Here is a 14,066-nt window from a genome sequence, read left to right as displayed (position 1 = left end):
GGTTCGCAGCCGCGTGAACCAAGTTTCTAAGGGGTCAAGGTGTCTGAGGGAATGAAGCTCATCGATCGTGTTTCGGCGATCAACTGGAACCGGCTGCAGGACGAAAAGGACGCCGAGGTCTGGGACCGGTTGACCGGCAACTTCTGGCTGCCGGAGAAGGTTCCGGTGTCCAACGACATCCCGTCCTGGGGCACCCTGACCGCCCACGAGAAGCAGCTGACCATGCGGGTGTTCACCGGCCTGACCATGCTGGACACCATTCAGGGCACCGTCGGCGCGGTCAGCCTGATCCCGGATGCGCTGACCCCGCACGAGGAGGCGGTGTACACCAACATCGCCTTCATGGAGTCGGTGCACGCCAAGAGCTACAGCTCGATCTTCTCCACGCTGTGCTCCACCACCGAGATCGACGAGGCGTTCCGCTGGTCCGAGGAGAACCCGAACCTGCAGCGCAAGGCTGAGATCGTGCTGCAGTACTACAAGGGCGACGAGCCGCTCAAGCGCAAGGTGGCCTCCACCCTGCTGGAGAGCTTCCTGTTCTACTCCGGCTTCTACCTGCCGATGTACTGGAGCAGCCGGGCCAAGCTCACCAACACCGCCGACATGATCCGGCTGATCATCCGCGACGAGGCCGTGCACGGCTACTACATCGGCTACAAGTTCCAGAAGGGCCTGGCGCTGGTCGACGAGGCCAAGCGCGCCGAGCTCAAGGACTACACCTACGAGCTGCTGTTCGAGCTGTACGACAACGAGGTCGAGTACACCCAGGATCTCTACGACGAGGTCGGGCTGACCGAGGACGTGAAGAAGTTCCTGCGCTACAACGCCAACAAGGCCCTGATGAACCTGGGCTACGAGGCGCTGTTCCCGCGCGATGAGACCGACGTCAACCCGGCGATCCTGAGCGCGCTGAGCCCCAACGCCGACGAGAACCACGACTTCTTCTCCGGGTCCGGCTCGTCCTACGTCATCGGCAAGGCCGTCGTCACCGAGGACGAGGACTGGGCCTTCTAGGGGCCTTCTCGGCGGCGGTGAACGTCGGATGAACGGCGGGTCAGCGGTGTCTGCGGCATTTGGCATTGGACCCGCGGCACCGCAGACTTGGTGATGTGACTGTCGCATCGACGCTGAATTCGATTCTGGACTGGCTGCGCGGGGGCTACCCGGAGGGTGTGCCGGGTGCCGACCGGGTGCCGCTGCTGGCCCTGCTGCGGGACACCCCGCTGACCGACGACGAGATCCGTCAGGTCATCCGCGAGCTGACCGCGTCGGGTTCCCCGGCGCTGGAGGACGGCGTGATCGACCGCGACGAGATCGAGGAGTTCATCCGCGAGGTGGTCAATCGGGAGCCCGACCCCGAGGATGTGCGGCGGGTGGCGTCCCGGCTGGCGGCTGCCGGTTGGCCGCTGGCCGGTGTGGGCCACCAGGACTGACCGGTACCGAACGAAAAGCGCCGGCCAGGCACTCGCCTGGCCGGCGCTTTCGGTATTTCGGTCAGCTGGTATTTCGGTCAGCTGGTGGTGCGGTCAGCTGGTGGTGCGGTCAGATGGTTGCCGTGTCGATGACGAACCGGTAGCGCACATCGGAGGCCAGCACCCGCTCGTAGGCCTCGTTGACGTAGGAGGCGTCGATCACCTCGATCTCCGGGGTGACGTCGTGCTCGGCGCAGAAATCCAGCATCTCCTGAGTCTCTGGGATGCCGCCGATCATCGAGCCGGACAGGCTGCGGCGCATCCCGGCCAGCGGGAACGGCGGCACCTCCATGGCGTGCTCGGGCATGCCGAGTTCGACCAGGGTGCCGTCGACCTTGAGCAGGTTCAGGTAGGCGCCCAGATTCAGATTGGCCGACACCGTGTTGAGGATGAGGTCGAAGCTGCCGGCCAGTTTGGTGAAGGTGTCCGGGTCGCTGGTGGCGTAGTAATGGCTTGCGCCCAAACGCAATCCGTCTTCCATCTTCTTCAGGGACTGGCTCAGCACGGTCACCTCGGCGCCCATCGCGGCGGCCAGTTTGACGCCCATGTGCCCGAGCCCGCCGAGCCCGACGACGGCGACCTTGCGGCCCGGTCCGGCCTTCCAGTGCCGCAACGGCGAGTACAGCGTCACGCCGGCGCAGAGCAGCGGAGCGGCCTTGTCCAGCGGGATGGAGTCGGGGATGCGCAGCACGTAGTTCTCGTTGACGACGATGGCCTGGCTGTAGCCGCCCTGGGTGGGGGAGCCGTCGCGTTCGGTGGAGTTGTAGGTGCCGCGCATGCCGCCGGCGCCGGTGCAGTACTGCTGCAGGCCGGCCTGGCAGTTCTCGCAGTCGCGGCAGGAGTCGACGAAGCAGCCGACGCCGACGCGGTCGCCGACCTGGTAGCGGGTCACCTCGGCGCCGACCGCGGTCACCACGCCGGCGATCTCGTGCCCGGGAACGACCGGATAGTTGGCCCGGCCCCACTCGCCGCGGACGGTGTGGATGTCGGAATGGCAGATGCCGGCGAACTTGATGTCGAACGCGACATCGTGCGGTCCGACGTCACGGCGTTCGATGGTGGTCTTGGTCAGCGGCGCGGTCGCGGAGGTGGCGGCGTAGGCGGCGACGGTCTGGGTCATCGGGTGCCTCCCGGGGCTCGGTACATAGGATGAATTATATAGACTATCAAAGCGTTTTCTTGGATCGATCCGACTCGATGTGGGTGTAACGCGGTTCACCCGGCGATTCAGTCCCGGCGTGCCGGGGGCGTTTCGCGGGCTACAGGCCCGGCGCGCACCGCCCGCGATTGAAGCCGAGCCGCTCGTAGCGGACCAGGCCGGCGATTTGGTACGGATCGTTGGCGATCAGCTCGTCGACCGCCGCAGGGTCGATGTCGGCGGTGATCAGCACCCCGCCCTGGCCGGACTCCTGGCGCCCGGACACCAGCAGCCGTCCGGCGTCGATCTCGCGCTGCAGCCACTCCAGGTGGGCCGGCCGGGTCTGGTCGACGACGTCGAGCGGCTGGGTGTAGGTCAGGGTCAGAACATGGAACATGGCGGGACCTTCCTCCGGTGCGTCAGTTGATCGGTGCCTCAGTTGATCGGAGCGTTGAGCCAGCGCAGGTCGTCGAGCATGCCCCGCGCGGCGACCAGCCCGGCGCCGCTGTGCCACACCTCGTTGTTGACGATGAACACCCGGTTGTCCCGGGCCGCGGACAGCTTGCGCCAGCTGTCGCTGTCGAGGATCTGTGGCGCGTGATCCTTGGCCGCGCGCGAGGAGAACGACACGTAGACGATGTCGCCGTCGGCGGCGGACAGGTCGGCGGTGGCCAACTGGCCGCCGCCCACCCCGATCTCGGTGTAGGGCGTGTCGCTGAATCGCTGATCGGCCGGACGGTCGACGCCGATGGCCGCCAGCACGGTGGCCGGGAAGTTGTCGGTCCCGAACACCCGCACCCCGTCCTCGGTCAGCTGCACGATCGAGGCCTGGAAGTGGGTGGCGTCGTTGGCGATCCCGGCCTGGGCGGCCTGTTCGGTGAACTCCCGGATCAACGCCTCGGCGGCGTCGGCCCGCCCGGTGGCAATCCCCACCGTGCGCAGCGTCTGCTGCCAGTCCGCGCCCGGGGATCCGGTGAACACCGTCGGGGCGATGGCGGCCAGGTCCGCGTAGGAGGCCCCGGGCTGCGCGGTTGAGCCGAGGATCAGGTCGGGGTGCTCCTCGGCGATGGCGGCGCGATCGGGATCCTCCCGGGGGCCCAGTTTCGGCAGGTCGTGCACCACCGTGCCCAGGTACGACGGCTGGTCGCCGCCGGGGCTGGCGGTGGCCGCGCCGACGATGCGCGACTGCAGGCCCAGGGCGCACAGGGCGTCGAGCTGGTCGACCGACATCGCGACGATGCGCTGCGGGTCGGCGGGCACGTCGACCTCGCCGCGATCGGTGCCGGAATCCACCCGGATGGAGTCGGCACCGCTGTCGGCGGCGGCGGGTTCGGCCGCGCAGGACTCGTCGGGCCGGCGCTGGTTGCCCAGCACGCCGGCACCCGCGACCTGAGTGGTGCTGGTGGCGATGCTGGTGGCGGGCGCGGCCGGGGCCGCGTCGTGATCCGCCGAGCAGCCGTTGGCCAGGGTCAGGACGACGGCTGAACAGGCCGCCACGGCGGCGATCGCGACGCCCGGTCGCACGGCTGGCAACTGCACGGCCCGACGTTAACACCCGGGTCGGGCACGGTGGTTCCCGAGCGAATCGTGGCGCCCGCCGGGATCGCATCCGGAGTTCTGCGGCAGTATTCTCGGCGGATCTACGACGCAATGTCGGACCCGCCCCGCCAGATGCCACGCGGGGGGTTAGGATCGAGACAGAAATCGCCCCGGGGAGGGTTGTTCTCCCCGCAGGTATGGATGTGTTTGGAGGAGCTCTTGACCGCCGAAGCGCCCCCTCGGGGAGAACTTGAGGCCACCCGTCCGTACAGGGAGCGGATCGGCCCCAAGGGCAATCTGCTCTACAAGATGATCACGACGACCGATCACAAGTTGATCGGCATCATGTACTGCATCGTGTGCTTCGCCTTCTTCTTCATCGGCGGCCTGATGGCGCTGCTGATGCGTACCGAGTTGGCGATGCCCGGCCTGCAGTTCCTGTCCAACGAGCAGTTCAACCAGCTGTTCACCATGCACGGCACGGCGATGCTGCTGTTCTACGCGACCCCGGTCGTGTTCGGCTTCGCCAACCTGGTGCTGCCGCTGCAGATCGGCGCCCCCGACGTGGCGTTCCCGCGGCTGAACGCGCTGTCGTTCTGGCTGTTCCTGTTCGGTGCGCTGATCGCGCTGGGTGGCTTCATCACCCCCGGTGGCGCCGCCGACTTCGGCTGGACCGCGTACACGCCGCTGAGCGACGCGATCCACTCGCCGGGCGCCGGCGCGGACCTGTGGATCTTCGGCCTGGCCGTCGGTGGTCTGGGCACCATCCTCGGTGGCGTCAACATGATCACCACCGTGGTCTGCATGCGCGCTCCGGGCATGACGATGTTCCGGATGCCGGTGTTCACCTGGAACATCCTGGTCACCTCGATCCTGGTGCTGCTGGTGTTCCCGATCCTGACCGCCGCGCTGCTGGCGCTGGTCGCCGACCGACACTTCGGCGCACACGTCTATGACCCAGCCAACGGCGGCGTCATCCTGTGGCAACACGTGTTCTGGTTCTTCGGACACCCAGAGGTGTACATCATCGCGCTGCCGTTCTTCGGCATCGTCAGCGAGATCTTCCCGGTGTTCTCCCGCAAGCCGATCTTCGGGTACACCACGCTGATCTACGCGACGCTGTCGATCGCCGCGCTGTCGGTGGCGGTGTGGGCGCACCACATGTTCGCCACCGGTGCGGTGCTGCTGCCGTTCTTCTCTTTCATGACCTTCCTGATCGCGGTGCCGACCGGTATCAAGTTCTTCAACTGGCTGGGCACCATGTGGAAGGGGCAGATGACCTTCGAGACACCAATGCTGTTCTCGCTGGGCTTCTTCTTCACCTTCCTGCTGGGTGGCCTGTCCGGCGTCATGCTGGCCAGCCCGCCGATCGACTTCCACGTCTCCGACACCTACTTCGTGGTGGCGCACTTCCACTACGTGCTGTTCGGCACCATCGTGTTCGCCACCTACGCCGGCGTGTACTTCTGGTTCCCGAAGATGACGGGCCGGATGCTCGACGAGCGGATGGGCAAGCTGCACTTCTGGCTGACCTTCATCGGCTTCCACACCACCTTCCTGGTGCAGCACTGGGTCGGTAACGAGGGCATGCCGCGCCGCTACGCCGACTACCTGGCCTCCGACGGCTTCACCGAGCTGAACGTCATCTCGACGGTGGGTTCGTTCATCCTCGGCCTGTCGGTGCTGCCGTTCGTGTGGAACGTGTTCAAGAGCTGGCGCTTCGGTGAGCTCGTCACGGTCGATGATCCGTGGGGCTACGGCAACTCGCTGGAGTGGGCGACCAGTTGCCCGCCGCCGCGGCACAACTTCACCGAGCTGCCGCGGATCCGGTCCGAGCGCCCCGCGTTCGAGCTGCACTACCCGCACATGGTGGAGCGGATGCGTGCCGAGGCGCACGTCGGCCGCGACCACACGCCCACGCACACCAGTTGATCGGGGTTTCGCCGGTCCACGGCGGTCGACGATGAGCGCACCGGACACCACGGTGCTGATCACCGTCACCGGCGTGGACCGCCCCGGTGTCACCTCGGCGCTGTTCGAGGCGCTGGCCGCGCTGGACGCGCAGCTGCTCAACGTCGAACAGGTCGTGATCAACGGCCAGCTGTCGCTCGGGGTGCTGATCAACGATCCCGGCCCCACCGGCCCCGGCTCGGCATTCCGGATCCGGGTGGAGGGCGCCGTTCACGGTGTCGGCCTGAACGTGACGATGGAGCGCAGCGACGGCATCCCGGTCGCGGCGCCCTCGACGCACTGCATCGTGGTGCTGGGCCGCCCGATCACCGCGACCGCGTTCGCCGTGCTGGCCCGCGAGATCGCCGCGCTGGGGGTCAACATCGACACCATCGGCGGGGTTTCGGACTATCCGGTGACCGGGCTGGAGCTGCGGGTGTCGGTGCCCGACGATGTCGATGAGGCGCTGCGCAGCACCCTGGCCCGGGTGGCGGCCGCCGAGAGCGTCGACGTCGCGGTCGAGCAGCACGGGCTGTCCCGTCGGGCCAAGCGGCTGATCGTGTTCGACGTCGACTCGACGCTGATTCAGGGCGAGGTCATCGAGATGCTGGCCGCCCGGGCCGGCGCCGAGGCCAAGGTCGCGGCGATCACCGAGGCCGCCATGCGCGGCGAACTGGACTTCGCCGAATCCCTGCGCGAGCGGGTCGCCACCCTGGCCGGGCTGCCGGTCGAGGTGCTCGACGAGGTGGCCGACGAGATCGAGCTGACCCCGGGTGCCCGGACCACGCTGCGCACGCTGCGCCGGCTGGGCTACCGCTGCGGGGTCGTTTCGGGCGGGTTTCGGGAAATCATCGACCCGCTGGCGCACGAGCTGGCGCTGGACTTCGTCGCGGCCAATGTGCTGGAGGTCGAGGACGGCAAGCTGACCGGCCGGGTGGTTGGCGAGATTGTCGACCGCCCGGGTAAGGCCAAGGCGCTGCGGGCGTTCGCCGCCGAGGTCGGGGTGCCGATGGAGCAGACGGTGGCCGTCGGCGACGGGGCCAACGACATCGACATGCTCGCCGCGGCGGGCCTCGGGGTGGCGTTCAACGCCAAGCCGGCGCTGCGGGAGGTCGCGGACGCGTCGTTGAGCCACCCCTACCTGGACACCGTGCTGTTCCTGCTCGGGGTGACCCGGGCGGAGATCGAGGCCGCTGACGCCAAGGACGGGACGTTCCGCCGAGTGGAGCTCCCGCCGGTCTGAGCGGAGCGAAGGCGGGGGCGAACAGCTCGGCGGTTGGTTCGAGCCGAGTGGAGCTCCCGCCGGTCTGAGCGGAGCGAAGGCGGGGGCGAACAGCTCGGCGGTTGGTTCGAGCCGAGTGGAGCTCCCGCCGGTCTGAGCGGAGCGAAGGCGGGGGCGAACAGCTCGGCGGTTGGTTCGAGCCGAGTGGAGCTCCCGCCGGTCTGAGCGGAGCGAAGGCGGTTGATTACGATGGCCTGGTGCCAGCTTCCGGCTCGGACTCGACCGACGACGCTCCCACGGATCCCGATCTGCTGATCGACTTCCGCAATCTCACGCTGCGCCGCGGCGGGCAGGTGCTGGTCGGTCCGATCAGCTGGCAGGTCGAGCTCGACGAGCGCTGGGTGGTGCTCGGGCCCAACGGTGCGGGCAAGACGTCGCTGCTGCGTATCGCGGCGGCCATGGAGCACCCGTCGACCGGGGTCGCCTACGTGCTGGGGGAGCGGCTGGGCCGCACCGACGCCGCCGAGCTGCGCTACCGGGTCGGACTGTCCAGCGCCGCACTGGCTCAGCGGGTACCCGACGATGAGGTGGTCCGGGATCTCGTCGTTTCGGCCGGGTACGCGGTGCTCGGCCGGTGGCGGGAGACCTACGACGAGGTCGACTACGCCCGGGCGATCGACATGCTGGAAAGCGTCGGCGCCGAGCACCTGGCGGACCGTCGTTTCGGCACCCTGTCGGAGGGGGAGCGCAAGCGGGTGTTGATCGCCCGCGCGCTGATGGCCGACCCGGAGCTGCTGCTGCTCGATGAGCCCGCCGCGGGCCTGGACCTCGGTGGCCGCGAGGAGCTGGTGGCCCGGCTCTCGGATCTGGCCGCGGACCCGGACGCGCCGGCGATGGTGCTGGTCACCCATCACGTCGAGGAGATCCCGCCGGGATTCACCCACGGCCTGCTGCTGGCCGAGGGCAAGCCGGTGGCCGCGGGGCTGCTCGGCGACGTGCTCACCGCGGAGAACCTGACCACGGCGTTCGGCCAGTCCATCGGCCTCGACGTCATCGACGGCCGTTACTTCGCGCGCCGGGTTCGTACCCGGGCCGCACACAGGAGGCAATAGTGACCAACGAATCGATGACGGGGCGGGGCCGATGACGACGGCCCCCGAGCCGTTGCCGGTCCGGCCGGCCGCGACGGTGATGCTGGTCCGCGACACCCCGGCCGGCATCAACGTGTTCCTGATGCGCCGGCACCGGGCGATGGAGTTCGCCGGCGGGGTGATCGTGTTCCCCGGCGGCGGGGTCGACGAGCGGGACGGCCGCCCCGGCATCGCCTGGCACGGCCCCGAGCCGACCTGGTGGGCCGAACGGTTCGGCATCGACGATGAGCTGGCGCGCGCCCTGGTGTGCGCCGCCGCCCGGGAGACCTTCGAGGAGTCCGGGGTGCTGTTCGCCGGGCCGGCCGACGATGCCGATCTGCTGGTCGACGACGCCGGGGTGTACGCCGACCAGCGCGCGGCGCTGGCGGCGGGCAGCCTGTCCTTCGGCGACTTCCTGCGCGACGAGCGACTGACCCTGCGCGCCGACCTGCTGCGGCCGTGGGCGAACTGGGTGACCCCGAAGGAGGAGCGCACCCGTCGCTACGACACCTACTTCTTCGTCGGCGCATTGCCGGCCGGCCAGCGCGCCGACGGGGAGAACACCGAATCCGATCGCGCTGACTGGGCCACCCCGGAGGCGGCCCTGGCGGACTTCGCCGCCAGCCGCAGCTTCCTGCTGCCGCCGACCTGGACACAGCTGGATTCGTTGGCCGGGCGCACCGTTGCCGAGGTGCTGGCGGTGCAGCGCCGGATCACCGCGGTGCAGCCGCATCTGACCCAGCGCAACGGCAACTGGGAGATCGAGTTCTTCGACAGCGACCGCTACAACGCCGCGCGCGCCGGGCGGGCTCCGTGACCCACGCCCGCCCGCACCATCCCCGCGAGTTCGTCAGCGTTCACACCGATCCGGGTACCCCGGGCGTCGGGGTGTTGCTGCTGTCCCGGCCACCGACCAATGCGTTGACCCGCCAGCTGTGCCGCGAGCTCACCGACGCCGCGCAGGAGGTGGACCGGCGCGATGACATCACCGTGGTGATCCTGTTCGGCGGACATGAAATGTTCTGCGCCGGCGACGACATGCCCGAGCTGCGGACCCTGGACGCCGCAGGCGCGGAGGTCGGGGCAGAGGTTCGGGCCCAGGCCATCGCGGCCGTCGCCGCGATCGGCAAGCCGACCGTCGCAGCGGTGACCGGTTACGCGCTGGGCGCGGGCCTGACGCTGGCGCTGGCCGCGGACTGGCGGGTGGCCGGCGACAACATCAAGGTCGGGGCCACCGAGGTCCTGGCCGGGCTGATCCCCGACGCCCCGGCGCTGGCCGCGCTGACCGAGGTTGTCGGCCGGGGTCAGGCCAAGGACCTGGTGTTCAGCGGACGATTCGTCGGCGCGGAGGAGGCCCTCGAGCTGGGACTGGTCGATGAGCTCGTCGCCCCCGACGGGGTGTACGACGCGGCACTGGCCCGGGCGCAGCGGTTCCTGGACGTCCCCGCGGCGGCGGTTGCGGCGGCCAAGGCGATCATCGACGGCCGCTGCGACCCGGCGGAGGCCAGTCGCCGCTATGCCGCGTTGCTGGCCGGACAGGATTCCAGTTCGAGCCCGGTCGTCGTTTAGGCTGGGCTCAATCCCCATACCCTGGCCATCCGCGGATGGCTGATCGACATTTAGGTTTCCCCATGACCAGCACGCACGAGTCGCCCGCCCCCAACCCGCACGCCACCGCGGAACAGGTCGAGGCGGCCAGGCACGACACCAAGCTCGCCCAGGTCCTCTATCACGACTGGGAGGCCGAGAGCTACGACGACAAGTGGTCGATCTCCTATGACCAGCGTTGCATCGACTACGCGCGTGGCCGCTTCGACGCCATCGTCCCCGACGAGGTGCAGCGCGAGCTGCCCTATGACCGGGCCCTGGAGCTGGGCTGCGGCACCGGCTTTTTCCTGCTGAACCTGATCCAGGCCGGGGTGGCCCGCCGCGGGTCGGTCACCGATCTGTCGCCGGGCATGGTGAAGGTGGCGACCCGCAACGGGCAGGGCCTGGGCCTGGACATCGACGGCCGGGTCGCCGACGCCGAGGGCATCCCGTATGAGGACAACACCTTCGACCTGGTCGTCGGGCACGCGGTGCTGCACCACATTCCCGACGTCGAGCTGTCGCTGCGCGAGGTGGTTCGGGTGCTCAAGCCGGGTGGCCGGTTCATCTTCGCCGGTGAGCCCACCACGGTCGGCAACGCCTATGCCCGCCGGCTCGCGGACCTGACCTGGAAATCGACGGTGGCGGCGATGAAGTTGCCGGGCCTGGCCAGCTGGCGACGTTCGCAGGCCGAGCTTGACGAGAACTCCCGCGCCGCGGCGCTGGAATGGATCGTCGACCTGCACACCTTCGACCCCGCCGAGCTGGAGCAGATGGCCCGCAACGCGGGTGCGGTGCAGGTCGCGACCGCCAGCGAGGAGTTCACCGCCGCCATGCTGGGCTGGCCGGTGCGGACCTTCGAATCGACCGTGCCGCCCGGCAAGCTGGGCTGGGGCTGGGCGAAATTCGCCTTCGGCAGCTGGACCACGCTGAGCTGGGTCGACGCCAACGTGTGGCGCCGGGTGGTGCCCAAGGGCTGGTTCTACAACGTAATGGTGACCGGCACCAAACCGCAGGACGGGCCGACCCCGGCCACCCCCGTGGCCGGGGACAGCGCCGTGACCGGCACCAAACCGCAGGACGGGCCGACCCCGGCCACCCCCGTGGCCGGGGACAGCGCCGTGACCGGCACCAAACCGCAGGACGGGCCGAAGCCGGCCACCCCCGTGGCCGGGGACAGCGCCGTGACCGGCACGAAGCCGGCCGACGGAGCGACGCCGTCCTGAACTTCACGGTCTCCGACGTCGGCTATCTGACATCGGAGGCCGGGGTCGCGGCGCTGGCCGAGGTGGCCGAGGCGCCGCTGACCGACCGGGTCGCCGAAATCGGTGCGCTGCGCGCCCGGTACGGCGAGCGGACCGGGGTCCTGGTGGAAACCACCCTGCTGCGCCGCCGGGCCGTGGCGAAGCTGCCCGGAACCGGCGACTGGTTGTTCACCGACGAGGCGTTGCAGCAGGCCACCGCCGCACCGGTGGCCGCGCATCGGGCGGCCCGGCTGGCCGGGCGCGCGGTCCACGACGCCACCTGCTCGATCGGCACCGAGGTCGCCGCGTTGGCCCCGGTGGCGTCGGGACTGATCGGCAGCGATCTCGACGAGGTGCGGCTGGCGATGGCCCGGCACAACCTCGGGGCGGCCGCGCTGTGGTGCCGCGCCGACGCGCTGCATCCGATCACCGGTGACACCGTCGTCGTCATCGATCCGGCGCGGCGCAGCGGCGGCCGGCGCCGCTTCGACCCGGCGGCCTACCTGCCGCCGCTGGACGGCGTGCTCGAGGTGTACGCCGGCCGCGATCTGGCGGTGAAATGTGCGCCCGGCATCGACTTTGCCGGGCTGGCCGAGCTGGGGTTCGCCGGGGAGATCGAGGTGACGTCCTGGTCGGGCTCGGTGCGTGAGGCGTGCCTGTGGTCGCCGGGGCTGGCCGAGCCGGGGGTGCGCCGGCGGGCGTCGGTACTGGACCGCGCCGAGACCCTCACCGACGCCGAGCCCGACGATTGTCCGGTTGCCCCGGCGGGGCGCTGGATCGTCGACCCCGACGGCGCGGTGGTGCGGGCCGGGCTGGTCCGCCAGTACGCCGCGCGACACGGTCTGTGGCAGCTGGACCCGCAGATCGCCTACCTGTCCGGTGACGCGCTGCCCGCCGGGGTGCGCGGCTTCGAGGTGCTCGACGAGTTGCCGTACAGCGAACGGCGGCTGAAGGCGGCCCTGGCTGCGCGAGACTGCGGTCCGCTGGAGATCCTGGTGCGCGGTCTGGACATCGACCCCGACGCGCTGCGCCGTCGGCTCAAGCCGCGGGGCGCCCGGGCGCTGACGGTGGTGCTCACCCGGATCGGTGCGGGTGCCGCGGCGCGGGCGACGGCCTTCATCTGCCTGGCCACACCGCCGGTCAGCTGAGGGCGGTTGCCGGCACCTTGTCCTTGCCGGTCTTCGGGTCGTAGTTCTCCCAGAATTTCGCGTTTCGGATGCCCAGCGCGATCGGGTCGAACATCGGATCCAGGCCGGCCTTCTTCTGCCGTTCGAAGTCGCGCAGCGCCTTGAACGCGGGCTGCTGCAGGATCATGATGCCGACGATGTTCAGCCAGGCCATCAGCCCGACGCCGACATCGCCGAGGGTCCACGCTTCGGCGGCGGTGGAGACCGCCCCGCTCATCACCGACACCAGGATCAGTGCCTGCAGCACCATGGTCAGGTTCGACCCGACGGTGCCGCGGATCAGCGGGACGCTGACGGTCGCGAACCGGCCGATCAGGAACCGCAGGTTGGTCTCGGCCATGTAGTAGTAGGCGATGATCGTGGTCACGCAGAAGAACGCCAGTGAAACGGCGATGAAGCTGGCGCCCGCGCCGGACCACAGGGTGTCGAACCCGATCTGCGCGTAGGCCGGGCCGACCTCCACCACGCTGGACGGCAACGCCCCGCCCGAGGCGATCACCGCCCCCGTCGCGCTCTCACCCTCGAAGACGCGGTAGGCGCCGGTGGACAGGATCAGGAACCCGGTCGCCGAGCAGATGAACAGGGTGTCGACGTACACCGCGAAGGCCTGCACCAGGCCCTGCTTGGCCGGGTGGGACACCTCGGCGGCCGCGGCGGCGTGCGGTCCGGTGCCCTGGCCCGCCTCGTTGGAGTAGATGCCGCGCTTGACGCCCCACATGATCGCCGAGCCGACGATCGCGCCGAACGCGGCGTCGGCGCCGAAGGCGCTGGCGAACACCATCTTGACCACTCCGGGCAGCGCCGAGGCGTTGGCCATCACGATGATCAGGGCCAGCACGATGTAGAGCACCGCCATGAACGGCACCACGATCGAGGCGAAGGTGGCGATGCGCTTGACGCCGCCGATGATGATGAAGGCCAGCAGGATCACCGTGCCCACCCCGACCCACCAGGTCGACATGCCCCAGGCGTTCTCCATCGCCACGGCCATCGAGTTCGACTGCACGCTGGGCAAAAGCAGCCCGCAGGCCAGCACGGTCACCAACGCGAACACGGCGCCGTACACCTTGAACAGCGGCGCGACGCGGGTGTGGCCCAGGCCCCGGCTCAGGTAGTAGGCCGGGCCGCCGCGGTACTCGTAGGTGAGGCGGTCCCGGACCTTGTAGATCTGGCCGAGGGTGCACTCCACGAACGACGTGGAGGCCCCGAGGAACGCCACCGCCCACATCCAGAACATCGCGCCCGGGCCGCCGAACGCGATGGCGGTGGCCACCCCGGCGATGTTGCCGGTGCCGACCCGCCCGGCCAGCGACATGGTCAGGGCCTGGAACGACGACACCCCCGACGGCGACTTCTCGCCCTTGAGCATCAGCCGCAGCATCTCCGGGACCTGACGCACCTGCACGAACCGCGACCGGATGGAGAAGTACACCCCGGCGCCCAGACACAGGAAGATCAGCGCGTTGCTCCAGATGTATCCGTTGAGGGTGTTGAGAAATTCGGTCACCGGTGCCGGCCTCCAGCTGTGTGGCATAGGGATGTGCCGATTGATCCTCGCAGGGTGCCGTTGGCGATGTGTGTCGAACCGGCGACCGGA

12 protein-coding genes and 1 pseudogene are annotated in these 14,066 nt (G+C 69.4%); 9 read left to right on the top strand and 4 right to left on the bottom strand.

Going from position 1 to position 14,066, the window contains the following annotated elements:
• Nucleotides 1–51 precede the first annotated feature (51 nt).
• Nucleotides 52–1,014: a class 1b ribonucleoside-diphosphate reductase subunit beta gene (nrdF, locus tag G6N10_RS07990; protein WP_085096982.1), complete on the top strand. Its 963-nt coding sequence runs from the start codon at nt 52–54 to the stop codon at nt 1,012–1,014.
• A 95-nt stretch (nt 1,015–1,109) separates the two neighbouring features.
• Nucleotides 1,110–1,433 carry a DUF3349 domain-containing protein gene (locus G6N10_RS07985; RefSeq protein WP_234810584.1) on the top strand — a complete coding sequence of 108 codons (324 nt, stop codon included), beginning with the start codon at nt 1,110–1,112 and terminating at the stop codon, nt 1,431–1,433.
• A gap of 109 nt (nt 1,434–1,542) precedes the next feature.
• On the opposite strand, the gene G6N10_RS07980 is transcribed toward G6N10_RS07985, so the two are convergent.
• From G6N10_RS07980 to G6N10_RS07970, 3 genes are all read right to left on the bottom strand, one after another.
• Complete coding sequence (locus G6N10_RS07980; protein ID WP_085096985.1) at nt 1,543–2,592, bottom strand: NAD(P)-dependent alcohol dehydrogenase; 1,050 nt, start codon at nt 2,590–2,592, stop codon at nt 1,543–1,545.
• A 139-nt stretch (nt 2,593–2,731) separates the two neighbouring features.
• Nucleotides 2,732–3,007 (bottom strand): YciI family protein, encoded by a 276-nt coding sequence (locus tag G6N10_RS07975; RefSeq protein ID WP_085096987.1) that lies wholly within the window; start codon nt 3,005–3,007, stop codon nt 2,732–2,734.
• Nucleotides 3,008–3,045: 38 nt separating this feature from the next.
• A complete protein-coding gene (locus G6N10_RS07970) occupies nt 3,046–4,149 on the bottom strand; it encodes an iron-siderophore ABC transporter substrate-binding protein (protein WP_407663974.1) in 1,104 nt (367 codons plus the stop codon).
• A gap of 219 nt (nt 4,150–4,368) precedes the next feature.
• Here G6N10_RS07970 and ctaD point away from each other — a divergent pair, with 219 nt between their 5' ends.
• The 7 genes and pseudogenes from ctaD to G6N10_RS07935 all read left to right on the top strand — a co-directional run bounded on the left by ctaD (nt 4,369) and on the right by G6N10_RS07935 (nt 12,430).
• Nucleotides 4,369–6,081 (top strand): aa3-type cytochrome oxidase subunit I, encoded by a 1,713-nt coding sequence (ctaD, locus tag G6N10_RS07965; protein WP_085096990.1) that lies wholly within the window; start codon nt 4,369–4,371, stop codon nt 6,079–6,081.
• A gap of 31 nt (nt 6,082–6,112) precedes the next feature.
• Nucleotides 6,113–7,342, top strand: a complete 1,230-nt coding sequence (gene serB / locus G6N10_RS07960) for a phosphoserine phosphatase SerB (protein WP_085096993.1) — start codon at nt 6,113–6,115, stop codon at nt 7,340–7,342.
• Between the two features lie 236 nt (nt 7,343–7,578).
• A complete protein-coding gene (locus tag G6N10_RS07955) occupies nt 7,579–8,433 on the top strand; it encodes an ABC transporter ATP-binding protein (protein ID WP_085096995.1) in 855 nt (284 codons plus the stop codon).
• Nucleotides 8,434–8,464: 31 nt separating this feature from the next.
• Nucleotides 8,465–9,268 (top strand): NUDIX hydrolase, encoded by an 804-nt coding sequence (locus tag G6N10_RS07950; protein WP_085096998.1) that lies wholly within the window; start codon nt 8,465–8,467, stop codon nt 9,266–9,268.
• Nucleotides 9,265–10,020, top strand: coding sequence for an enoyl-CoA hydratase (locus tag G6N10_RS07945; RefSeq protein WP_085097001.1), 756 nt, complete (start codon nt 9,265–9,267; stop codon nt 10,018–10,020). Before G6N10_RS07950 ends, G6N10_RS07945 begins: the two co-directional genes overlap by 4 nt.
• 62 nt (nt 10,021–10,082) lie before the next feature.
• Nucleotides 10,083–11,051 (top strand): annotated as a pseudogene (locus tag G6N10_RS07940) (class I SAM-dependent methyltransferase); the annotation flags it as partial.
• Between the two features lie 209 nt (nt 11,052–11,260).
• On the top strand, nt 11,261–12,430 hold the full coding sequence (locus G6N10_RS07935; protein ID WP_085097203.1) for a THUMP-like domain-containing protein: 1,170 nt from the start codon (nt 11,261–11,263) through the stop codon (nt 12,428–12,430).
• Here G6N10_RS07935 and G6N10_RS07930 read toward each other — a convergent pair.
• A complete protein-coding gene (locus G6N10_RS07930) occupies nt 12,423–13,976 on the bottom strand; it encodes an alanine/glycine:cation symporter family protein (protein ID WP_085097004.1) in 1,554 nt (517 codons plus the stop codon). The two genes, G6N10_RS07935 and G6N10_RS07930, sit on opposite strands and share 8 nt — an antisense overlap.
• Nucleotides 13,977–14,066 lie beyond the last annotated feature (90 nt).

The organism is Mycolicibacterium fallax, from assembly GCF_010726955.1.
Classification (GTDB): Bacteria; Actinomycetota; Actinomycetes; order Mycobacteriales; family Mycobacteriaceae; genus Mycobacterium; species Mycobacterium fallax.
Note: the sequence above shows the minus strand (reverse complement) of the source record. Positions and strands in the feature narration are given on the sequence as shown.

Excerpts from the sequence above, each read along its gene's own strand:
- nrdF (WP_085096982.1), top strand. The coding sequence starts at position 52 with ATGAAGCTCATCGATCGTGTTTCGGCGATCAACTGGAACCGGCTGCAG.
- G6N10_RS07980 (WP_085096985.1), bottom strand. The coding sequence starts at position 2,592 with ATGACCCAGACCGTCGCCGCCTACGCCGCCACCTCCGCGACCGCGCCG.
- G6N10_RS07975 (WP_085096987.1), bottom strand. The coding sequence starts at position 3,007 with ATGTTCCATGTTCTGACCCTGACCTACACCCAGCCGCTCGACGTCGTC.
- serB (WP_085096993.1), top strand. The coding sequence starts at position 6,113 with ATGAGCGCACCGGACACCACGGTGCTGATCACCGTCACCGGCGTGGAC.
- G6N10_RS07950 (WP_085096998.1), top strand. The coding sequence starts at position 8,465 with ATGACGACGGCCCCCGAGCCGTTGCCGGTCCGGCCGGCCGCGACGGTG.